22 protein-coding genes and 1 tRNA gene are annotated in these 21,682 nt (G+C 61.4%); 15 read left to right on the top strand and 8 right to left on the bottom strand.

Annotated elements, in window-relative coordinates:
- Nucleotides 1-46: 46 nt before the first annotated feature.
- The 7 genes from ACQ4MS_RS01500 to ACQ4MS_RS01470 all read right to left on the bottom strand — a co-directional run bounded on the left by ACQ4MS_RS01500 (nt 47) and on the right by ACQ4MS_RS01470 (nt 7,306).
- Nucleotides 47-505 carry a chemotaxis protein CheX gene (locus tag ACQ4MS_RS01500; protein WP_431097274.1) on the bottom strand — a complete coding sequence of 153 codons (459 nt, stop codon included), beginning with the start codon at nt 503-505 and terminating at the stop codon, nt 47-49.
- Between the two features lie 8 nt (nt 506-513).
- Complete coding sequence (locus ACQ4MS_RS01495; protein WP_431097273.1) at nt 514-885, bottom strand: response regulator; 372 nt, start codon at nt 883-885, stop codon at nt 514-516.
- Between the two features lie 56 nt (nt 886-941).
- Complete coding sequence (locus ACQ4MS_RS01490) at nt 942-3,083, bottom strand: ATP-binding protein (protein ID WP_431097271.1); 2,142 nt, start codon at nt 3,081-3,083, stop codon at nt 942-944.
- A gap of 121 nt (nt 3,084-3,204) precedes the next feature.
- The gene (locus ACQ4MS_RS01485; protein ID WP_431097269.1) at nt 3,205-4,014 is read right to left on the bottom strand and encodes an ABC transporter ATP-binding protein; all 810 of its coding nucleotides are present in this window, start codon (nt 4,012-4,014) and stop codon (nt 3,205-3,207) included.
- A gap of 16 nt (nt 4,015-4,030) precedes the next feature.
- Nucleotides 4,031-4,996, bottom strand: coding sequence for a nitrate ABC transporter permease (gene ntrB / locus ACQ4MS_RS01480; RefSeq protein ID WP_431097267.1), 966 nt, complete (start codon nt 4,994-4,996; stop codon nt 4,031-4,033).
- A gap of 59 nt (nt 4,997-5,055) precedes the next feature.
- On the bottom strand, nt 5,056-6,300 hold the full coding sequence (locus ACQ4MS_RS01475; RefSeq protein ID WP_431097265.1) for an ABC transporter substrate-binding protein: 1,245 nt from the start codon (nt 6,298-6,300) through the stop codon (nt 5,056-5,058).
- Nucleotides 6,301-6,673: 373 nt separating this feature from the next.
- On the bottom strand, nt 6,674-7,306 hold the full coding sequence (locus tag ACQ4MS_RS01470; RefSeq protein ID WP_431097263.1) for an ANTAR domain-containing response regulator: 633 nt from the start codon (nt 7,304-7,306) through the stop codon (nt 6,674-6,676).
- Nucleotides 7,307-7,500: 194 nt separating this feature from the next.
- On the opposite strand from ACQ4MS_RS01470, the gene tsaD reads away from it, so the two are divergent.
- Nucleotides 7,501-8,544: a tRNA (adenosine(37)-N6)-threonylcarbamoyltransferase complex transferase subunit TsaD gene (gene tsaD, locus ACQ4MS_RS01465; RefSeq protein WP_431097261.1), complete on the top strand. Its 1,044-nt coding sequence runs from the start codon at nt 7,501-7,503 to the stop codon at nt 8,542-8,544.
- 30 nt (nt 8,545-8,574) lie between these two features.
- Here the strand turns inward: tsaD and ACQ4MS_RS01460 are convergent, their stop codons facing one another.
- Complete coding sequence (locus tag ACQ4MS_RS01460; protein ID WP_431097260.1) at nt 8,575-8,976, bottom strand: Hsp20/alpha crystallin family protein; 402 nt, start codon at nt 8,974-8,976, stop codon at nt 8,575-8,577.
- 167 nt (nt 8,977-9,143) lie between these two features.
- Between ACQ4MS_RS01460 and ACQ4MS_RS01455 the strand changes: the two genes are divergently transcribed.
- The 14 genes from ACQ4MS_RS01455 (at nt 9,144) to nuoF (ending at nt 21,672) form a co-directional block, all read left to right on the top strand.
- Complete coding sequence (locus tag ACQ4MS_RS01455; protein ID WP_431097259.1) at nt 9,144-10,382, top strand: branched-chain amino acid ABC transporter substrate-binding protein; 1,239 nt, start codon at nt 9,144-9,146, stop codon at nt 10,380-10,382.
- Nucleotides 10,383-10,442: 60 nt separating this feature from the next.
- Nucleotides 10,443-11,630 carry a pyridoxal phosphate-dependent aminotransferase gene (locus tag ACQ4MS_RS01450; RefSeq protein ID WP_431097258.1) on the top strand — a complete coding sequence of 396 codons (1,188 nt, stop codon included), beginning with the start codon at nt 10,443-10,445 and terminating at the stop codon, nt 11,628-11,630.
- A 164-nt stretch (nt 11,631-11,794) separates the two neighbouring features.
- On the top strand, nt 11,795-12,061 hold the full coding sequence (gene rpsO / locus ACQ4MS_RS01445; protein ID WP_431097257.1) for a 30S ribosomal protein S15: 267 nt from the start codon (nt 11,795-11,797) through the stop codon (nt 12,059-12,061).
- 219 nt (nt 12,062-12,280) lie between these two features.
- Complete coding sequence (gene pnp, locus ACQ4MS_RS01440) at nt 12,281-14,398, top strand: polyribonucleotide nucleotidyltransferase (RefSeq protein ID WP_431097255.1); 2,118 nt, start codon at nt 12,281-12,283, stop codon at nt 14,396-14,398.
- Nucleotides 14,399-14,472: 74 nt separating this feature from the next.
- Nucleotides 14,473-15,459 carry an NAD(P)H-quinone oxidoreductase gene (locus ACQ4MS_RS01435; protein WP_431097254.1) on the top strand — a complete coding sequence of 329 codons (987 nt, stop codon included), beginning with the start codon at nt 14,473-14,475 and terminating at the stop codon, nt 15,457-15,459.
- Nucleotides 15,460-15,482: 23 nt separating this feature from the next.
- Nucleotides 15,483-16,241, top strand: a complete 759-nt coding sequence (gene tpiA / locus ACQ4MS_RS01430; RefSeq protein ID WP_431097252.1) for a triose-phosphate isomerase — start codon at nt 15,483-15,485, stop codon at nt 16,239-16,241.
- 33 nt (nt 16,242-16,274) lie between these two features.
- Complete coding sequence (secG, locus tag ACQ4MS_RS01425; RefSeq protein WP_431097251.1) at nt 16,275-16,691, top strand: preprotein translocase subunit SecG; 417 nt, start codon at nt 16,275-16,277, stop codon at nt 16,689-16,691.
- Between the two features lie 115 nt (nt 16,692-16,806).
- Nucleotides 16,807-16,891 (top strand) — tRNA-Leu (locus ACQ4MS_RS01420).
- Between the two features lie 96 nt (nt 16,892-16,987).
- Nucleotides 16,988-17,347 carry an NADH-quinone oxidoreductase subunit A gene (locus ACQ4MS_RS01415; RefSeq protein WP_431097250.1) on the top strand — a complete coding sequence of 120 codons (360 nt, stop codon included), beginning with the start codon at nt 16,988-16,990 and terminating at the stop codon, nt 17,345-17,347.
- 54 nt (nt 17,348-17,401) lie between these two features.
- A complete protein-coding gene (locus ACQ4MS_RS01410) occupies nt 17,402-17,881 on the top strand; it encodes a NuoB/complex I 20 kDa subunit family protein (RefSeq protein WP_007864469.1) in 480 nt (159 codons plus the stop codon).
- Between the two features lie 3 nt (nt 17,882-17,884).
- A complete protein-coding gene (locus ACQ4MS_RS01405) occupies nt 17,885-18,493 on the top strand; it encodes an NADH-quinone oxidoreductase subunit C (protein WP_431097248.1) in 609 nt (202 codons plus the stop codon).
- Between the two features lie 25 nt (nt 18,494-18,518).
- Entirely contained in the window at nt 18,519-19,772 is a 1,254-nt protein-coding gene (locus tag ACQ4MS_RS01400; protein WP_431097247.1) for an NADH-quinone oxidoreductase subunit D, read from the top strand.
- 5 nt (nt 19,773-19,777) lie between these two features.
- Nucleotides 19,778-20,266 (top strand): NADH-quinone oxidoreductase subunit NuoE, encoded by a 489-nt coding sequence (nuoE, locus tag ACQ4MS_RS01395; protein ID WP_431097245.1) that lies wholly within the window; start codon nt 19,778-19,780, stop codon nt 20,264-20,266.
- A gap of 2 nt (nt 20,267-20,268) precedes the next feature.
- Nucleotides 20,269-21,672 (top strand): NADH-quinone oxidoreductase subunit NuoF, encoded by a 1,404-nt coding sequence (gene nuoF, locus ACQ4MS_RS01390; protein ID WP_431097243.1) that lies wholly within the window; start codon nt 20,269-20,271, stop codon nt 21,670-21,672.
- Nucleotides 21,673-21,682 lie beyond the last annotated feature (10 nt).

Genomic DNA, 21,682 nt, shown 5'->3' with positions numbered 1-21,682 from the left:
CAGGGCATTGTGTTCAGCCCTTCAGTACGCAGCCCGGTACGCAGCTTTAGTTTTTGCGGTCCATATCGACGCAGACCATGGCCGCATAGTGGTTCCAGCGCAGGGTGATGACGTAGGGGCGTTTGCGCACCCGGGCTTTCATGCCTTGCGCGCCTTGCAGCTTGATCGGCACAGAAATCTGCAGTTCGGAGCCCAAGGCTTTGCGCGCATTGCCAGCCAGCGTGTTGGCGATTTCGCCCACGGCGTCGAGCAGGTTGCCGTCACTCAGGTCGGTTTCATGCTGGAGCAGCAAGATCTCACGCACCAGTTTCCCCGGCATGGAGACCACCACATGTCCGTTATGGCTTCCGGAAAAGGTGACGATGCCGTTGAACTCAAAGGCTTCGATATCTCCGGTACCCAGATAGGCCGAGGTGATCTGCGGTTCCTGCCGGGTGGTGATCTTGAGGTAATGCCGGATGGAGTCGACAAAAAGCTTGAGGTCGTTTTCGTTCAGTGTGGCCATAGCAATCCTTAGCGCACGTCTGCAACGTCGAGCAGCGCAATCTGCAGCTCTTCGTCGGTGAAGGGTTTGGCGACGAAGCCACGGGCGCCCAGCTTGAGTGCCTGGATGGCTGTTGACTTGTCGCTGAGGGCGCTGACCACCAGTATCTTGATGGACGGGTCGAACTTCAGCAATGCGGTGATGCATTCGATGCCATCCATCTCGGGCATGGTCAGGTCCATGGTGACGACTTCGGGGCGGGTTGCCCGGGCCAGCCGTACGGCTTCAACGCCGTTTTTGGCCAGGCCCGCAAGCACCACGCCCTTGATGCCGCCGTTTTGCACCACACGCGAAATCCGGGTCCGGATCATGTTGGAGTCGTCAACAATCAGCAGTCGCATGGAGAGGCTCCTGTGTGAGGTATGTGATGGCCATTGCGGGATCGCTTCAGAAAAATTCAGGAAAAAGAAACCTTGAATTCGGTGTGCTGGCCGGGCGTGCTGGAGAGCAGCAGGCGCGCGCCGAGACTCCGCACGTTGGACTGCACCAGGTCCAGGCCTACGCCGCGGCCCGCATGCCGGGATGTGTTACCGGCCGTGGAGAAACCCGGCTTGAAAATATGCGAAACGATCTGCTGCTCGTTGAAGCTTTGCAGCTGTTCTGCCGTGTACCAACCCAGCTCCAGCAGCCGGCGGCGAACGTCGGAGGCGTTAAGGCCTGCTCCGTCATCGCGAACGCTGAGCTGCCACTGGCCCTCCTCATTGCGGTTGAGGTTGACGGCGATTCGCCCGGCCTCCGCCTTGCCCGCGGCGAGCCGTACGGCGGGAGTCTCCACGCCATGCACCACGGCGTTGCGCAACAACTGGATGGCGATTTCACGCAGCAGGTTCATTTTGTCGGCCGGCATGTCCTGGGCACTGCCCATACGTACCTCAGCATTCACGCGTTTGCCGCAGTCGGTGCTGACCTCGTTCGCCAGCTGGGTCAGCGCCGCGTTCAGTCCTTGTGCTGCGGAGCCCTCGGGGGTGGGTGATGTGTCGCCACCTGTGCGCTTCTGGCCCAGTGCCTTGAAGGCCCCGACCTTGGCCAGCAGGTCTTCGAGCGGCAGGGGCAGGGCCAGCAGGGCGTCACCGGTGGCGGCGCCGTTGTCCTTGAGCTTTTGCAGTTCGCTTTCGAATTGATGGGCCAGCGTGGCCAGGATTTCCAGGCCCAGCGATGCTGCGTCGCCCTTGAAGGCGTGAATGCGGCGGTAGGCGCCGTCAACGGCTTTGAACACCTGGACTTCCGAGGCAGCCGATGAAGTGCTTCGCAACAGGTCATTGACTTCCAGCAGAGACGCTTCGGCGCGCTCGACGAAGGCGCGCATCATGGCCGGTTCCGTCTCGAAGGCCTTGAGCATCATGGACAGCTCTTTTTGCGAGCGCTGGCGTTCGCCGGTCAGCCGGGCCTGCAGTTCCACCTTTTGCGTGATGTCCTGCACAGTGACCAGCAGGTGCCGCACGGTGGCGCCGTCCTGCACCCGGTTGAAATGGAAAGAAAGGTAGCGCTTGGTGTCTTGGCCCAGCCGGTTCCTGACGGTGAGTTCCACCTCCGACAGCGGGTTGATGCCCTGGATGAGTTGTTCCTTCACGTGCGGGGAGAACAGCAACTCGACATAGTCCCGTGCATCGGTCAATGCCTTGTCGGATACCAGGGTGGACAGCTGGTAGAAGAAATTTTGTCCTGGTGCCAGTGTCTTGCCGAACAGCGCGTGGGTTGAGCGGGACAACTGGGAGCCGAGCTGGTGTTGGGGCGTCAGCAGGAACAGGCCTTCGCGTACGCTGGCGAGAATCTCGCGGTTTTCTTCGGTAGCTGCCTCAATGGCCGCGTCCGAGGTTTTGAGGCGGCGCAGGAACTTGAACAGGATGAAGGCGAAATTCAGCAATGCCAGCACGATGCCGCCGGTTTGCACCATGCGCAGCACACTGGCGCGCGAGGCACCGATCTGCTGCGTTTCAGTCACGAAGTCGTTGGCCGCGCCCAGCAGCTGGATGTTGTGGGCCTGGCTGTAGGCCAGTGCGGTGGCCAGTTCCTGTTGCGTGAAGTTGTCGCTTGCCAGCAGCGGCTGGAGCAGGGCGAAGTAGGGCTTCCAGATTTGCTCCACCTTTTCCTCGAGTTCACGGCCGCGGCTGGACACTACGGGCTCCAGGTAGACCGGCTTGCCGTCGCCGCCGGGAATGGTGCCGCCCTCGCGAAACGCCAGCTGTGACACCTGGAAGATTTTTGCGCCCGCGCGCAATTCCGCGAGGGTGTCGGCCCTGTAGGGCACGCCCGAGACGCGCATGGCGTCAAGCTCCAGCAGGGTGCGCGCGACGCGTTGCGAGACGACGCGCTGGCGTCCCGAGAGATTGATGGCCACGGTGTCCTGGTCGATCTTGAACGAGGTGTAGAAGTTCAGGACCAGCACCCCCAGGTCGAACAGCAGAAAGAGTGCCACCGCGATGATGATTTCACGGTACTTGCCGAGTGAGGAGAGGCCGCGCAATGCCGGCGGCCGTGTGCCGACCGGTGCGCCACGGGCGATTCTGTCGGCACCGGAAACGGGCAGAACTGCAGACATTAAAAAAACCTCCTGCTTGGTTGTTTAGTCGCGGGCCACCATAGAACCGGCTTTGCCGGGCTGCTGGTGGCGCCCCCTCGAGGGGGCGACGCCGAAGGCGCTCCGGGGGCGAGCCATTACTTCAGGCTGCTTTTTCGACGTGGCCCTGGCGGGTGTAAAGGAAATCGATCACGGCCTTGCGGTAACCCAGGTAGCGGATGTCCTCGGCCAGCGCCACGCGGGAACGCGGGCGGGAAAGTTCCACTGGCAATACCTCGCCAATAGTGGCGGCAGGACCGTTGGTCATCATCACAATGCGGTCACTCAGGAGCACCGCCTCGTCCACATCGTGGGTCACCATGACCACCGTGCTTTGTGTGGTGGCGACGATTTGCAGCAGCTCGTCCTGCAGCTTGGCGCGGGTCAGTGCGTCGAGGGCGCCGAACGGCTCGTCCAGCAGCAACACCTTGGGCTCCATCGACAGTGCGCGTGCAATGCCGACGCGCTGCTTCATGCCGCCTGAAATCTCACCGGGGCGTTTTTGCGCCGCGGGCGTCAGTCCGACCATGGCCAGTGCGGCGTCGGTGCGGGCTTTCAGCTGGGCTTTGTTTTCCGTGGCTGAAAAAACCCGCTCAACCGCAAGGTAGACGTTCTCAAAGCAGGTGAGCCATGGCAATAGTGAATGGTTCTGGAACACGACGGCCCGCTCGGGGCCGGGTCCGGCAATCTCGCGGTTGGCGCACAGCAGGCTGCCCTGGGTTGGTGTGGTCAACCCGGCAATCAGGTTAAGCAGCGTGGATTTGCCGCACCCCGAGTGGCCGATGAGTGTGACGAACTCGCCTTTGGCAACCGTGAGGTTGATGTTTTGCAGTGCGCAGAACGGCCCCTTTTTGGTCTTGAAGGTTTGCTCGACGCCCTGGATCTCGATGTACTTGGTGGTGAAAGAGGTCATGGTGGGTTCCTCGTGTTCAGTTCTTGACTTCTTCAAACGTGAAGGCCGTGGCCAGCTTGATCAGGGCGAACTCCAGCACCAGGCCGACGATGCCGATGACAAAAATTGCAATGATGATGTTCTTGACGTTGAGGTTGTTCCACTCGTCCCAGACCCAGAAGCCGATGCCGACGCCGCCGGTCAGCATCTCTGCCGCGACGATCACCAGCCAGGCGGTGCCGACGGCCAGACGCACGCCGGTCAGCATGTAGGGCAGCACCGCGGGGAAGAGGATCTTGGTGACGATCTTCCATTCGCTGAGGTTGAGTACGCGGGCGACATTCATGTAGTCCTGCGGAACGCGTTGCACGCCGACGGCGGTGTTGATGATCATGGGCCAGATTGAGCAGATGAAGATGGTCCAGATGGCGGCCGGGTTGGCGCCCTTGAAGACCAGCAGGCCGATGGGCAGCCAGGCCAGCGGCGAGACTGGGCGCAAGAGGCTTATCAGCGGGTTGAACATGCGGCTCAAAAAGTTGAAGCGACCGATCATGAAGCCGACCGGGATGCCGACGACCGCCGCCATGCCGAAGCCCATGGCCACGCGCTTGAGGGAGGACAGCACGTTCCAGCCCACGCCCTGGTCGTTGGGGCCCTTGCTGTAGAAAGGATCGCTGAAGATCTGCACCGCCTGCACAAAGGTGTCTTTGGGCGAGGGGATGCTGCCGGCCGTGCCCATAAAAACAAGCTCCCAGATCAGCACCAGCAAACCCAGGCCCAACACAGGGGGCAGGATGGTGAGCCAGAGCCAGGAGGCGTCGCCGGATGGCTTGGTGGTTGGGGCGGGTTTTGTTGAAACGTTCATGCTGTTTTGGGCTGCGGCGCCAGTTGAATCAGCGCCACCAGCTATCGAATTGATAGCGGTGGCCTCCCTGGGCCTTTCGCTGCCGCGGCTTGCCGGTGCGGCCGCCTCCAGCGGGTTGTGAAATACGGCACTGACCATGGCGTCACCTCTTTACGTGGAAGGTTGAGTGGGGTGTGGCGTGGAGATAGCGTGGGTGTTCAGGCGCGAACCTTGAAGCTGTCGGCGTACTTTTTCGGGTCCTTGCCGTCCCACACCGTGCCGTCCAACAGCTTGCTGCTGCGCATGACGTCCTTGGGGACACTGGCCTTGGCGGCTGTGGCCGCCTGCTTGTAGACGTCGATGTGGTTGATCTGCTTGGCGATGCCCAGGTAGTCCGGGTGGTCCTTGATCAGTCCCCAGCGCTTGTGCTGCGTGAGGAACCACATGCCGTCGGAGAGGTAAGGGAAGCTCACCGCGCCGTCGTTGTAGAACTTCATGTAGTTGGGGTCGTCCCAGGTCTTGCCCATGCCGTTCTGGTAGCGGCCCAGGATGCGCTGGTTGATGGCGTCCACGCTGGTGTTGACGTAGCTCTTGTCGGCCACGGTCTCGGCCATCTTGTTCTTGTTGGAGAGGCTGGCGTCAATCCATTTGCCGGCCTCGATGATGGCGGCGGTCACGGCGCGCGCTGTATTGGGATATTTTTTGACGAAGTCGGCCGTGGTGCCCAGCACTTTTTCGGGGTGGTCCTTCCAGACGTCCTGGGTGGTCACGGCGGTCACGCCGATGCCGTCGATGATGGCGCGGTGGCCCCAGGGCTCGCCTACGCAGAAGCCGTCCATGTTGCCCACGCGCATGTTGGCCACCATTTGCGGAGGCGGCACGGTGATGACCTTGGCGTCCTTCATCGGGTTGATGCCGTTGGCGGCCAGCCAGTAGTAGAGCCACATGGCGTGCGTGCCGGTGGGGAAGGTCTGGGCGAAGGTGTATTCGCGCTTTTCGCCGGCCATGAGTTTGGCAAGACCCGCACCGTCCACCGCGCCCTTGTCGGCGAGCTTCTTGGACAGCGTAATGGCCTGCCCGTTATTGTTGAGCGTCATCAGCACGGCCATGTCCTTCTTGGGGCCGGCCGTGCCCATGTGTACGCCGTAGACCAGGCCATAGAGCACGTGGGCGAAGTCCAGCTCGCCGTTCACCAGCTTGTCGCGCACGCCTGCCCAGCTGGCTTCCTTGGTCGGGATGATCTTGACGCCGTATTTCTGGTCGATGCCTAGCACCGAGGCCATCACCACCGAGGCGCAGTCGGTCAGGGGGATGAAGCCGATCTTGACTTCCTTTTTCTCTGGTGCGTCGGAGCCTTGTGCGTATACGGCGGCGCGCAGGGCAGGGTTGATGCCCACGGCGCCTACGGCCGCGGCCTGCAGCACGGTGCGGCGTGTCAGCGAAGATTTCAGCAGTTCAGTCATGTGTCGGCTCCTGGTAAATAAAAGCAAAAGACAAAAACAAAAAAGGCGCTCGACCCGGGCAATCACGTTGAACGTGGTGCAGGGTGCGAACGCCTTTGTTCCTTGGGGCACTACACACTTCGCCGTTGAAGTGCTGTGCCGGATGGCCATCTTTGACCAGTGCCTAGGGCATTGCAAAAGCTGTGCCAGTGTTAGCGAATGTCACCAAAGAAGACGTCCTTCAGAGGGAAGGGCGGGCCAAATGCTCCGTTTGTGCGACGGGGTTTTTGGCTTGACGAGGTGCTCGCAGAGACAGGAGTTCCGCGTAGGTATGGCTGGTACTGCACCTTATTTGTGCGCCGCACCAATTGAGTGTCCTGCGTTGCTGGTGCGATTAGCCCAGCAGGTCCAAGGCATCCAGCATGCGTTGGGCCACATCGCCCAGCCGCAGGCCCTTGTCCATGGCGGCCTTGCGCAGCTTTTCATAAGCGGCTTGCTCGGTCAGGCCTTGGCGCTGCATGAGCATGCCTTTAGCCCTGTCAATGACCTTGCGGTCATGCAACTCTGTTTTGGCGTGCGCCAGTTCCTTACGCAGGCCCTGCTCGTGTTCAAAGCGCGCCATCGCCACGTCCAGGATCGGGCGAATACGGTCCGGGGAGAGGCCCGCCACCACATAGGCGGAGACGCCAGCCGCAACGGCGTCCTTGACGTGGCTGGTGTCGTTGTCGTTCGTGAACAGCACGATGGGCCGCCGGGCGTCCCGCGTTGCCATCACCACATGCTCCAGCGAGTCGCGCGCTTCGCTTTCAGCGTCCACGATGATCATGTCGGGCTGCAACTGCGCCAGGCGTTCGTCCAGGAAGGTGTCCGCCGGCAGCACCGCGACGATGTTGTAACCGTTTTCCAGCAGGCCGATGCGCAGCTGGCGCGAACGCTCGGCCAGTTCCCGCGCATGGGCGTCATCGGACACGGACTCCAGCAGGTCCGGGGCGATGATGACAAGGCGCAGGGATTGGGACGGTGTCATGGAGCCGTAAGTGCAAGAAACGTGCCCCCACGGTCGTTCACTTCGTGTAACTCCCTGCCCCCCGAGGGGGCCGCCCGCTTGCGGTCTGGCGCAGCCAGTCCCGCGGCTCATGCTTGGTTGAAGAGTTCCCACGAACCACAAGCTGTGAGGGCTAAGTATCCGGGGGCGCGCTGCCTAAACCTTACACTTGGACGATGCTAGTTCTTGGAATCGAATCGAGTTGTGATGAAACCGGTGTGGCGCTGGTGGATGCCAGTGGCAGCGGTGTGCCGCGTCTGCTGTCGCACGCGCTGTTCAGCCAGATCGACATGCATCAGGCTTATGGCGGCGTGGTGCCGGAGCTGGCGAGCCGGGACCATATCCGGCGCGTCTTGCCTCTGACGCACCAGGTCATGGCGGAGGCGGGCAGCAGCCTCGCACAGGTCGACGTGGTGGCTTATACGCGCGGCCCCGGGCTGGCTGGAGCGCTGCTGGTAGGCGCCGGCGTGGCTTGTTCGCTGGCTGCCGCGCTGGGCAAGCCGGCCATGGGCGTGCATCACCTTGAAGGGCACTTGCTATCGCCTTTCCTGAGTGCCGATCCGCCTGAGTTTCCCTTTGTGGCGCTGCTGGTATCTGGTGGCCACACGCAGCTGATGCGGGTGGACCGTGTGGGCAGTTACGAATTGCTCGGCGAAACCATTGATGACGCGGCCGGCGAGGCCTTTGACAAGTCGGCCAAGCTCATGGGCCTGCCTTATCCAGGTGGGCCGCATCTGTCGAAACTCGCGGATGGCGGCGACGGGGCGGCTTTTAAACTGCCGCGGCCCCTGCTGCACAGCGGTGACCTGGATTTTTCCTTTGCCGGGCTCAAGACCGCTGTGCTGACGCAGGCCAAAAAACTGGGGCCGGACCTGGAAAGCCGCAAGGCCGACCTGGCGGCCGCGACGCAGGCGGCCATCGTTGAAGTGCTGGTAAAAAAATCCCTTGCCGCGATGAAGCAAGCCGGCTTGAAGCGCCTGGTGGTGGCCGGTGGCGTGGGTGCCAATGCCTTGCTACGCGACCAGCTCAATGCCGAATGCAAGCAGCGCGGCATTCGCGTGCATTACCCCGAACTGCATTTGTGTACTGACAACGGCGCCATGATCGCCTTGGCCGCCGGTATGCGGCTGCAAGCAGGGCTGGAAATACTGCAACGCGGCTACACCTTTGATGTGAAGCCGCGCTGGAACCTGGCCGAATTACAGGCGGAACCGGCCTGAGCCGTTCCGCCTGAGCTTCGAACGATCCAGTTACTGAATATCGAGATGCGTCACGTTGCTGACAGGGACCTTTTTGCCCAAAGTCAGGGTCAGTACGCCGTTTTCAAGCTTGGCTGTGCTGTTGGCGGTATCGATTTCGAGAGGGAAGCGCCATGCGGCCTTGACTTGACGGGCCGCACCTTCCTTGCTGGATACGCGGACCACGTCGCCTTCGATGCCGATGTCCAGTTGTTCGCGGGCCAGGCCGGGAACGTCAAGCTGCAGGCTGTAGGCTTTCTCAAGGTCTTCCACGCTGGCGGCTTTGGCGGCGCTGGTGTCGGAGAGCGAGCTGAAGGTATCGTTGAGGAATTTTTCGAGGGCGCCGTTGCTCACGACAGGCGCATAGTGACGATGAAGGGCGCGAGCGGGGCGATTGGCGAGAGAGTAAAACATGGCTGTTCCTTGATGGGTTGACAAGGGGCGTTTCCCCTTACACTGCGCGGCGTTCACCGTGATTGCCGCATGCACATCAGTTAGGTGTGCAGCCGGTTTATTCAAGCTAAAGCAAACAAAAGGCAAGGGTCTATTTTTTTATGCGTCAACACTTGAAACGCCTCCTCATGGCCCTATGTCTCGGCGCCTCGTTGGCCGCGTCCGCGCAGACCACGAGCCAGCCTCCGGTGCGCATCGCACTGATCGAAAGCCTGTCGGGCGCATTCGCCAACACTGGCGAAGCGGTGTTCCGAAACCTGGTTTGGGCCACCGAGCGCGTCAACGCGCGCGGCGGCGTCAACCTGGCCGGAGGCCCGCGCAACCTCGTGGTCGAGCGCTATGACAACAAGGGCCAGAACGAAGAGGCATTGGCGGCCTTACGCTCGGCGATCGACGACGGCGTGACCATCATTGCGCAGGGCAACTCCTCCGCGATTGCGGCTGTGCTCATCGACGCCATCAACAAGCACAACGAACGCGAACCGAACAAACGCGTGCTGTTTCTCAACTATTCGGCAGTCGACCCGATCCTGACGAATGAAAAATGCAGCTATTGGCATTTCCGCTTTGATGCCCATGCCGACATGCGCATGGCTGCGCTCATGGATGTGCTCAGGGACGACAAGGCACTTAAAAGCATTTACCTGATTGGGCAGGACTACAGCTTCGGCCAAGCGGTGCTGCGCGAGGCGCGCAAGCAGCTGGGCGCGCAACGGCCTGACGTGCAGATCGTGGGTGACGAATTGCATGCGCTGGGCCGCGTCAAGGACTTCATTCCCTATGCGGCGAAGATCAAGGCCAGTGGTGCGCAAGCGGTGCTCACGGGCAATTGGGGCAATGACTTGACGCTGCTGATCAAGGCGGCCAAAGAGGTCGGCTACGAAGGCAAGTTCTACACCTTCTACGGCAATGCGCTGGGCGTGCCGGGTGCGCTGGGCGACGCCGGCGTGGGCAAGGTGATCGCGGTGGCTGACTGGTTTCCGAACGAAGCGGGCGCGCAGTCCGAGGCCTTTTACCAGTCCTTCCGCCAGCGTTTCCCCAAGCCGCAGGACGACTATGTGCACATGCGCATGCAACTCATGGTCGAAGCCCTGGCCCAAGGCATTGACAAGGCGGGCAGCGCTGACGCAGGCGCCGTGGCGGCGCAACTGGAGCGAAGTGCTGTCACCTTTGCGGGTCACAAAGGCGTGATGCGTTCAGCTGATCACCAGTTTCAGCAGCCGCTGCTGGTGGCGCTGATGGGCAAGCAGGGATCGCCGGGTGTGAAGTTCGATGTGGAAGGCTCGGGCTACGGCTTTCGTGTCATCAAGACGATTTCACCCGAAAAGGCCGAGCAGCCCAGCAGCTGCAAGATGGTCCGGCCCTGAGTTCCAGGCCCTTTTATTTCCCCCATTGACCGACGCCGGCAGGCAGATCGAAACATTCCCATGAGACAGGCTGTTTTAAACCTTGAAGAATCCATGATCCGCCAGGTCGCCAATGCCGGTATGGGGCACAGCGACGTGCTCAAGTTCTGGTTTGGCGAGAGCGACGAGGTTACGCCGGCTTTTATCCGCGACGCGGCGGCTGCATCGCTACAGCAGGGCGAGACTTTTTATGCGCAAAACCTGGGCTTGCCCGAGCTGCGGGAGGCCATTGCCGCTTACGCGACGGGCCTGCGTTGTGCAGGCGCCGCGCCGGTCACGGCCGAGCGCATCGCGGTCACTTCGGGCGGCGTCAATGCCCTGATGCTGGCGGTGCAGGCGTTGGTGGACGCGGGCGACGAGGTGGTGGTTGTGACGCCGGTTTGGCCCAATTTGACGGCCCAGCCGGCCATTATGGGAGCGCATGTGAAATGCATCAGCCTCAAGCCTGTGGCGGGTGAGTGGCGGCTTGATGTGGATGGGTTGCTGGCGGCCATCACGCCGAAAACCAAACTTCTGATCGTCAACGCGCCAAACAACCCCACGGGCTGGACCCTCTCGCGTGCCGAGCAGGAAGCCATCCTGGCGCACTGCCGGAAAACCGGGACGTGGATACTGGCCGACGAAGTCTATGAGCGGCTGTATTACGAGCCCACCCCGAATGGCTGCGCGCCCAGTTTTCTCGATATCGCGGCGCCTGAAGATCGTCTGGTGGTAGTTCACAGTTTTTCCAAGAGCTTTTTGATGACAGGCTGGCGCCTGGGCTGGCTGGTGATGCCGGCCGCCATGACGCCGCACATGGGCAAGCTGGTGGAGTTCAATACCTCCTGTGCGCCTGTGTTCGTGCAGCGTGCCGGCCTGGTAGCCATTAAACGCACGGCTGAAATCACGCCGCGCGTGGTGGCACACCTCAAAACCTGCCGCGACACCCTGGTGCCGCTGCTGCAGGCCGTGCCCGGCTTACAACTGGCCCCGGCCAAGGGCGGCATGTACGCGTTTTTCCGGCTGGAAGACCAGGCGCGCTTTAGCGACTCACTGGAGACGGCCAAACGGTTGGTCGTAGAGGCCGGGTTGGGCCTGGCGCCCGGCAACGCCTTCATGGTCAACCCGGGGCCTGAGGCTCAGGGCTGGCTGCGCTGGTGTTTCGCCAGCCAGGACACCGCCCGGCTGGGGCAGGGCGTGGATCGGCTGAGGCGCTGGCTTGGAACCTGAACAGGTTCTCAGGCTATAATCCAAGGCTCTGTGCGGTTTGAGGCCTTAAATACAGGTTTTTGGCCTTTTTCATGCCGGAACACGACGAAAGCGGTTTATTCAAGTCCCATGTCGGGGCCGCTGCTTCGCTCGCAAGCGCACCTCGGTGCAAGAAAGAGAAAACCATGATTGCAAAATCAGTCAAGGCCGAAATCGTACAGGCCAACGCACGTGCCGCCGGTGACACCGGTAGCCCTGAAGTTCAAGTGGCGCTGCTGACCGGCCGCATCAACGAGCTGACGCCCCATTTCAAGGCTAACGCCAAGGATCACCACGGCCGCCGCGGCCTGCTGCGCATGGTGAGCCGCCGCCGCAAGCTGCTGGACTACCTGAAGTCCAAAGATGCCGAACGTTACACCGCGCTGATCGCCAAGCTTGGCCTGCGCAAGTAATCGGTAAAAACGATTTGAAAGCGCCTGAGTTAGTTCACTAGCTCAGGCGCTTTTTACTTCGGAGCAAGGCAAAACGAGCACGCGCTGTGTCATTCCACAAGAAAGCCCTGGTCAAGCCATGGATTTCAGGCGTTTTGTGGAATGGCATCGTGTTCAGCCAGCCGCCCCTCCGGGCCTCCCGCACTGCCTCAAGTGCGTGAATTTAGTGGAGAAAAGAACATGAGCATTTTTAACAAAGTCACCAAATCCTTCCAATGGGGCCAGCACAAGGTCACGATGGAAACCGGCGAAGTCGCACGCCAGTCCAGCGGCGCCGTCATCGTTGACATGGACGGCACCGTCGTGCTGGCCACCGTGGTCGCCAAGACCGATGCCAAGCCCGGCCAGGACTTCTTCCCCCTGACCGTCGACTACCTCGAGAAAACCTACGCCGCCGGCCGCATTCCCGGCAGCTTCTTCAAGCGTGAAGGCCGTCCCAGCGAATTCGAAACGCTGACGTCCCGTCTGATCGACCGCCCGATCCGTCCGCTGTTCCCCGAAGGCTTCTTCAACGAAGTGCAGGTCGTGATCCACGTGCTGTCGCTGAACCCTGAAGTCGAAGGCGACATCCCCGCGCTGATTGCCTCGAGCGCAGCCCTGTCGATCTCCGGCATCCCGTTCAACGGCCCCATCGGCGCCGCACGCGTGGCCTACATCGACGGCCAGTACGTACTGAACCCCGGCAAGACCCAGCTCAAGGATTCGAAGATGGACCTGGTTGTGGCCGGCACCGAAGCCGCTGTGCTGATGGTCGAGTCCGAAGCCCAGCAGCTGTCCGAAGAAATCATGCTCGGTGCCGTGGTGTTCGGCCATGAGCAGGGCAACATCGCCATCAACGCGATCCATGAACTCGTGCGCGATGCCGGCAAGCCGGTCTGGGACTGGAAAGCTCCCGCCAAGAACGAGCCGTTGATCGCCAAGGTCAACGAACTCGCTGCCGCCAAGCTGCAAGCTGCTTACCAGATCCGCGCCAAGCAAGCCCGTACGCAAGCCTGCCGCGTTGTGACCTCTGAAGTCATGGCGTCGCTCAAGGCCGACGGCGTGGAATTCGACGGCGTGGCCGTTGAAGGCATGCTGTTCGACATCGAAGCCAAGATCGTCCGCAGCCAGATCCTGGCCGGCGAGCCGCGCATCGACGGCCGCGACACGCGCACCGTTCGCGCCATTGAAATCCGCAACAGCGTGCTGCCCCGTACCCACGGCTCGGCGCTGTTCACGCGTGGCGAAACCCAGGCGCTGGTCGTGACCACGCTGGGCACCGAGCGTGACGCGCAGCGCATCGACGCACTGTCGGGCGACTACGAAGACCGCTTCATGCTGCACTACAACATGCCTCCGTTCGCCACCGGCGAAACCGGCCGTGTTGGCTCGCCAAAGCGCCGCGAGATTGGTCATGGGCGGCTCGCGAAGCGCGCGCTGATCGCCGTTCTGCCTACGAAGGAAGAATTCCCGTACACGATGCGCGTGGTGTCTGAAATCACCGAGTCCAACGGTTCTTCGTCGATGGCTTCGGTCTGCGGCGGCTGCCTGTCGCTGATGGACGCCGGCGTGCCGATGAAAGCCCACGTGGCCGGTATCGCCATGGGCCTGATCAAGGAAGACAACCGCTTCGCCGTGCTGACCGACATCCTGGGTGACGAAGATCATCTGGGCGACATGGACTTCAAGGTTGCGGGTACCACCTTCGGTATCACCGCGCTGCAGATGGACATCAAGATTCAGGGCATCACCAAGGAAATCATGCAGGTCGCGCTGGCCCAAGCCAAGGAAGCCCGCATGCACATCCTGGGCAAGATGCAGGAAGCCATGGGCGAAGCCAAGGCTGAAGTGTCCGACTTCGCACCGCGCCTCTATGTCATGAAGATCAACCCTGAGAAGATCCGCGACGTGATCGGCAAGGGCGGCGCTGTCATCCGTGCGCTGACCGAAGAGACCGGCACGCAGATCAACATCGAGGAAGACGGCACCATCACGATCGCGTCGAACGACAGCGCCAAGGCTGACGAAGCCAAGCGCCGCATCGCCGAGATCACCGCTGAAGTCGAAATCGGCAAGGTCTATGAAGGCCCGGTCACCAAGATCCTGGACTTCGGCGCACTGATCAACCTGCTGCCTGGCAAGGACGGTCTGCTGCACATCAGCCAGATCGCCCACGAGCGAGTCGAGAAGGTCACCGACTACCTGAGCGAAGGCCAGATCGTCAAGGTCAAGGTACTCGAGACCGACGAGAAGGGTCGCGTCAAGCTGTCCATGAAGGCCTTGCTGGACCGTCCAGCCCAGGACCAGGACCGCGGCTGATCGATCTGCTATTGATTTTGTAGCTGCTAGCGCCCGAATACCGGGTGCTGGCGGCGCAGATGATCTGATTATTCATGAACGCTGTTGAAATTACGTCCTACGGTGCCCCCGAGGTATTGCGCATGGGCACGCGCCCAGCGGCCGTTGAGGGAGCTGGTGAGGTCCTGATCCGTGTGAATGCCAGCGGAGTGAACCGCCCTGATGTGTTGCAGCGCATGGGCCACTACCCGGTGCCACCGGGTGCATCGGACATTCCGGGGCTTGAAGTGGCGGGTGTCGTCGTGTCCGGCGATGCCCAGGCCATGGCCGATGCCGGTTTGAAAATCGGCGACCGTGTCTGCGCGCTGGTAGCGGGCGGTGGCTACGCCGAGTTGTGCGTTGCTCCCGTCGCGCAGTGTCTGCCTGTGCCTGCCGGCCTCAGCGATCTCGAAGCGGCTTCGCTCCCCGAGACCTTTTTTACGGTTTGGAGCAATGTGTTTGAACGCGCTCATTTGCGGCCGGGCGAAACCCTGTTGATCCAGGGCGGCTCCAGCGGCATCGGTGTGACGGCCATCCAGATTGCCAAGGCGCTCGGTGCCACGGTGCTGGTCACGGCCGGCAACGCCGATAAATGCGCCGCTTGCGTGGCTTTGGGCGCCGACCATGCCATCAACTACAAAACCAATGACTTTGCCGAAGAGGCCAAGAGGCTGACCAACGGGAAGGGCGTCGACGTCATTCTTGATATGGTCGCCGGCGGCTATGTGGCGCGTGAAGTCGACTGCATGGCCGAAGACGGCCGTCTGGTCATCATCGCGCTGCAAGGCGGCACCAAGGCTGAATTCAATGCCGGGCTCGTGCTGCGCAAACGCCTGACCATCACTGGCTCGACCTTGCGCCCGCGCTCCGTTGAGTTCAAGGCTGGCATCGCAAAGGCGCTGAAAGAAAAAGTCTGGCCTTTGATCGCCAGCGGCGCCGTCAAGCCGGTGATTCACAGCACGTTTGCCGCGGCGGATGCGGCCAAGGCGCACGCGTTGATGGAGTCCAATCAGCATGTCGGCAAGATCGTTTTAACCTGGTAGGCCTGCAAGCGGGCCAGAGCAACATGAAAAAGCTGATCGCAGGAAACTGGAAGATGAACGGCAGCCTAGCGTCCAATGCTGCCCTGTTGGACGCACTGGCGCAAGGCCTGGCCACCCCCTGCGCGTGTGAGGTGGCAGTCTGTGTGCCCGCACCTTACCTGGCGCAGGTGCGGACCCTGCGTTCCGAGCAAGCCGGCCTTGCTGCCGTCGACTTGGGCGCGCAAGATGTTTCGGCGCATGCTTCTGGTGCCTATACGGGCGAAATGAGTGCTGCCATGCTCAAGGAGTTTGGCTGCCGTTTTGCCATCGTCGGTCATTCGGAGCGGCGTCAGTACCATGGTGAAACAGATCAACTGGTAGCCGACAAGGCGAAGGCCGCGCTCGCCGCCGGCATCACGCCCATCGTCTGTATCGGTGAAACGTTGGCTGAGCGCGAAGCCGGACATACGGAAGAAGTCGTCAAGCGCCAATTGGCCGCAGTGATCCACACCAACGGCCATTGCATCAGCGAAATCGTGATCGCCTACGAACCCGTGTGGGCTATCGGCACTGGCAAGACCGCTTCGCCGCAAGAAGCCCAAGCGGTGCATGCGGTGCTGCGGAGTCAATTGAAGGCGGCCACCGACCAGTTTGCACGCGTGAAAATTCTCTACGGCGGCAGCATGAACGCGGCCAATGCGGCATCGCTGCTGGCCCAGCCCGACATTGATGGGGGGTTGATTGGCGGCGCCTCTCTGAAAGCCCCGGATTTTTTAACAATTGTTGCCGCAGCCAACAACTGACGTGCGCAAAACGCTATTAATTTAGGAGTAGATATGAACGTTGTATTGACCATTGTCCTCGCCGTGCAAATGCTTTCGGCAGTCGGCATGATCGGCCTGATTCTGGTGCAGCATGGCAAGGGTGCCGACATGGGAGCGGCATTTGGCAGCGGCGGCTCGGGCAGCCTGTTCGGTGCCAGCGGTAGTGCCAACTTTCTGTCACGTACCACCGGTGTCCTGGCCGCGCTGTTCTTTGCCTGCACCTTGCTGCTCGCTTACTTCGGCAACACGCAGTCGCGTACCGGTTCCAGCGTTCTTGAAGGTGCTGCAGTCACCGCTCCGGCCCCTGCGCCGGCAGCTTCTGGCGCTGCTCAGATCCCTGGAACCACGGTGCCAGCAAATACAGGTACAGCAGTCCCTGCGAGCCCCGCCCCAGCGGCATCGGGCGCTGCGCAAATCCCGACGAAATAAAGAGTTTTGCTGTCGCTTCCTCATGGGAGAGGCAGAATTTCGGGGTAAACTCTAAGACTGTCTGGAAAGCCCAAAACCGCAAGGTTTCCTCATGCCATCCAGGCAGTTAAATACCGCGGACGTGGTGAAATTGGTAGACACGCTATCTTGAGGGGGTAGTGCCGAAAGGTGTGCGAGTTCGAGTCTCGCCGTCCGCACCAGTACAAGCATCGGCAGCAGCGCTCCGGCGATGCTGTCGCCTCAAATGGCAAGCTGAAACAAACCGCGCTGGTGGCTTTTCAGAAGTTGAATCCACGATGAACCTCGATCAATACCTTCCTGTTCTCCTGTTCATTCTGGTCGGTGTGGGTGTCGGCGTGGTGCCCCAGGTCCTGGGGCGGTTGTTGGGCCCCGTGCGCCCCGACAGCGAAAAAAATTCCCCTTACGAATGCGGCTTCGAGGCTTTCGAAGATGCCCGCATGAAATTCGATGTGCGCTACTACCTGGTCGCCATCCTCTTCATTCTGTTTGACCTCGAAATCGCCTTCCTTTTTCCATGGGCCGTGGCGCTCAAGGAAATCGGCCCCATCGGTTTCTGGTCGGTCATGATTTTCCTGGGCATTCTGGTCGTGGGTTTCGTCTACGAGTGGAAAAAGGGTGCGCTGGACTGGGAATAAGAAGCTAAGAATCCCGAGGGTTCTCTAGGCGGATCTCGCCACAAAGGTACGGGTATGTCACTTGAAGGTGTTTTCAACGAAGGCTTCATGACCACGAGTTACGACTCGGTGGTGAACTGGGCCAAGACGGGTTCGCTCTGGCCCATGACATTCGGCCTGGCCTGCTGCGCCGTCGAAATGATGCATGCCGGTGCTGCCCGTTACGACCTCGACCGCTTCGGCATGTTGTTCCGTCCCAGCCCGCGCCAGTCCGACCTGATGATCGTGGCCGGCACGCTGTGCAACAAGATGGGCCCGGCATTGCGCAAGGTGTACGACCAGATGTCCGAGCCGCGCTGGGTGCTGTCCATGGGCTCCTGTGCCAACGGCGGCGGTTATTACCACTACAGTTATTCCGTGGTTCGCGGCTGCGACCGCATCGTGCCGGTCGACGTCTATGTGCCCGGCTGCCCGCCCACGGCGGAAGCGCTGATGTACGGCATCATCCAGTTGCAGCAGAAAATCCGCCGCACCAACACGATTGCGAGGGCATAAGGCATGTCCTCTTCTCCCGTGTCCATGGAGCAACTCGCCGAAACGATTCATGCCGTCCTCGGCGACAAGGTCAAAAGCCTGGTGACCGCGCTTGGTGAAATCACCCTCACGGTTTCCGCCGCCGATTACCTTGCGGCCGCCACCGCGCTGCGCGACGCACCCGGTTGCCGCTTCGAGCAACTCATCGACCTCTGCGGTGTTGATTATTCCGAATACCGGGACGGCCAGTACGATGGCCTGCGCTACTGCGTGGTCTCGCACCTGCTGTCGGTCAGCCTCAACCAGCGCGTGCGCCTCAAGGTGTTCTGCCCCGACGATGATTTCCCCGTGGTGGATTCGCTCAATGGCATCTGGAATTCTGCCAACTGGTTTGAGCGCGAGGCCTTCGACCTTTACGGCATCATCTTCGAGGGCCACAACGACTTGCGCCGCATCCTGACAGACTACGGTTTTATCGGCCATCCGTTCCGCAAGGACTTCCCGACCTCGGGCCACGTCGAGATGCGTTACGACCCCGAGCAGAAGCGCGTGATTTACCAGCCGGTCACGATAGAGCCGCGTGAAATCATTCCCCGTGTGATTCGCGAAGACAACTACGGCGGCCTGCAGTAAGCGGCGCTTGCAAGAGATACCCCACATGGCTGAAATCAAAAACTACACGCTTAACTTTGGACCGCAGCATCCGGCGGCGCACGGCGTGCTGCGCCTGGTACTGGAGCTTGATGGCGAAGTGATCCAGCGCGCCGACCCGCACATCGGCCTGCTGCACCGTGCCACCGAAAAACTCGCCGAAAGCAGGACCTACATCCAGTCGCTGCCCTACATGGACCGGCTGGACTACGTCTCCATGATGTCCAACGAGCAGGCCTACTGCCTGGCCATCGAGAAGCTGCTCGGCGTCGACGTGCCAGTGCGCGCGCAATACATCCGCGTGATGTACGCCGAAATCACGCGCCTGCTCAACCACTTGTTGTGGCTGGGCGCGCACGGTTTCGACTGCGGTGCGATGAACATCCTGATTTACTGCTTCCGCGAGCGCGAGGCGCTGTTCGACATGTACGAGGCTGTCTCCGGCGCGCGCATGCACGCGGCCTACTTCCGTCCGGGCGGCGTCTACCGCGACCTGCCCGACAGCATGCCGCAATACCGCGTCAGTAAGGTCAAGAACGCCAAGGCCATTGCCGCGCTCAATGAAAACCGCCAGGGCTCGCTGCTCGACTTCATCGAAGACTTCACCAACAGGTTCCCCGGCTACGTCGACGAATACGAAACCCTGCTGACCGACAACCGCATCTGGAAGCAGCGCACAGTCGGCGTCGGTGTCGTCTCGCCCGAGCGGGCCCTGAACCTCGGCTTCACCGGTCCCATGCTTCGTGGTTCGGGCTTCGCCTGGGACCTGCGCAAGCAGCAGCCCTACGACGTCTACGACAAGATGGACTTCGACATCCCGGTCGGCAAGACCGGTGACTGCTACGACCGCTACCTGGTCCGCGTCGAGGAAATGCGCCAGTCCAACCGCATCATCAAGCAGTGCGTCGACTGGCTGCGCGTGAACCCCGGCCCTGTGATCACCAGCAACCACAAGGTCGCCGCGCCGGACCGCGAATCCATGAAGTCCAACATGGAAGAGCTGATCCACCACTTCAAGCTCTTCACTGAAGGCTTCCATGTGCCCGAAGGCGAAGCCTATGCGGCGGTCGAGCACCCCAAGGGGGAGTTCGGCATCTACATCGTCAGCGACGGCGCCAACAAGCCCTATCGCCTGAAGATCCGTCCGCCGGGTTTTCCGCACCTCGCGGCCATGGATGAAATGTCGCGCGGCCACATGATTGCCGATGCCGTCGCCGTGATCGGCACCATGGATATTGTGTTCGGTGAAATTGACCGGTAGTCCCCATGATTTCTGAACAAACCAGAGCGCGTTTCGACCGCGAAGTCGCCAAATATCCCGCGGACCAGAAGCAGTCGGCCGTCATGGCCTGCCTGACCATCCTGCAGGAAGAGCACGGCTATGTCAGCGCCGAGAGCGAGAGGGTCGTGGCCGAATACCTCGGCATGGCGCCGATCGCCGTGCATGAAGTCACCACCTTCTACAACATGTACAACCAGCGCCCCGTTGGCAAGTACAAACTCAACGTCTGTACCAACCTGCCTTGCCAGTTGCGCGACGGCGCCAAGGCGCTCAAGCACCTGGAGCACAAGCTCGGCATCGCCATGGGCGAGACCAGCGCCGACGGCCTTTTCACGCTGCAGCAGTCCGAATGCCTGGGCGCCTGCGCGGATTCGCCGGTGATGCTTGTCAACGACCTCACCATGTGCAGTTTTATGAGCAACGAGAAGCTGGACCAGCTGATCGAGGGTCTCAAATCCGCCGAGGCAAAGTAATCATGACGCTCGCATCCTCGTCTCCCACCAGCGCGGCAGCGCAAAGCGTGTTGTCGCAGTTCGCTGCCACCGGCGTGCAGACCTGCTTCCACGGCCGGCACATCAGTCCGCAAATCCTGGCCGATCTCGACGGCAGCAACTGGCGCATCAAGGACTACGAAGCGCGCGGCGGCTACCAGGCCTTGCGCAAGATTCTCAAGCAGGACGGCGGAGAGGGCATGACGCCTGACCAGGTGATTGCTGAAGTCAAGGCCGGCAGCCTGCGCGGCCGCGGCGGCGCGGGTTTCCCGACCGGGCTCAAGTGGAGTTTCATGCCGCGCCAGTTCCCGGGCCAGAAATACCTGGTCTGCAACTCGGATGAGGGCGAGCCGGGCACCTGCAAAGACCGCGACATCATGCAGTACAACCCGCACAGCGTGATCGAGGGCATGGCGATTGCCGCCTACGCCATGGGCATCAGTGTGGGCTACAACTACATCCACGGCGAAATCTTCGCGACCTACCAGCGTTTTGAAGAAGCGCTCGAAGAGGCGCGCGCCGCCGGTCTGCTCGGCAACAATATTCTCGGCAGCGGCTTCAGCTTCCAGCTCCATGCCTCGCACGGCTTCGGTGCCTACATCTGCGGCGAAGAAACCGCGCTGCTCGAATCGCTCGAAGGCAAAAAAGGCCAGCCGCGCTTCAAGCCGCCATTCCCGGCCAGCTTCGGCCTCTACGGCAAGCCCACCACCATCAACAACACCGAGACCTTCGCGGCCGTGCCCTGGATCATCCGCAACGGCGGCCAGGCCTACCTCGAATGCGGCAAGCCCAACAACGGCGGCACCAAGATCTATTCGGTCTCGGGCGACGTCGAACTGCCCGGCAACTATGAAGTGCCCATGGGCACGCCGTTTTCCAAGCTGCTGGAACTCGCCGGTGGCGTGCGCAAGGGCCGCACGCTCAAGGCTGTGATTCCCGGCGGGTCTTCGGCGCCCGTGCTGCCGGCTGCCATCATGATGGAATGCACCATGGACTACGACTCCATTGCCAAGGCCGGATCCATGCTGGGTTCCGGCGCGGTGATCGTCATGGACGACAGCCGCTGCATGGTCGAGTCGCTCAAGCGTCTGTCCTACTTTTACATGCACGAATCCTGCGGGCAATGCACGCCTTGCCGCGAAGGCACGGGCTGGCTCTGGCGCGTCGTGGACCGCATCCACAACGGTCACGGCAAGCAGACCGACATGGACCTGCTCAACTCGGTGGCCGACAACATCCAGGGCCGCACCATCTGTGCACTCGGCGATGCCGCGGCCATGCCGGTGCGGGCCATGATCAAGCATTTCCGCCATGAGTTTGAAGCCATGATCAAGACGCCAGCCCTCCAGGCTCCCGCATCCCAGGCTTCGGCCGCCGCGCAAGCCTGAGCCCCGGAAA

Source organism: Polaromonas aquatica, assembly GCF_050626995.1.
Classification (GTDB): Bacteria; Pseudomonadota; Gammaproteobacteria; order Burkholderiales; family Burkholderiaceae_C; genus Polaromonas; species Polaromonas aquatica_A.
Note: the sequence above shows the minus strand (reverse complement) of the source record. Positions and strands in the feature narration are given on the sequence as shown.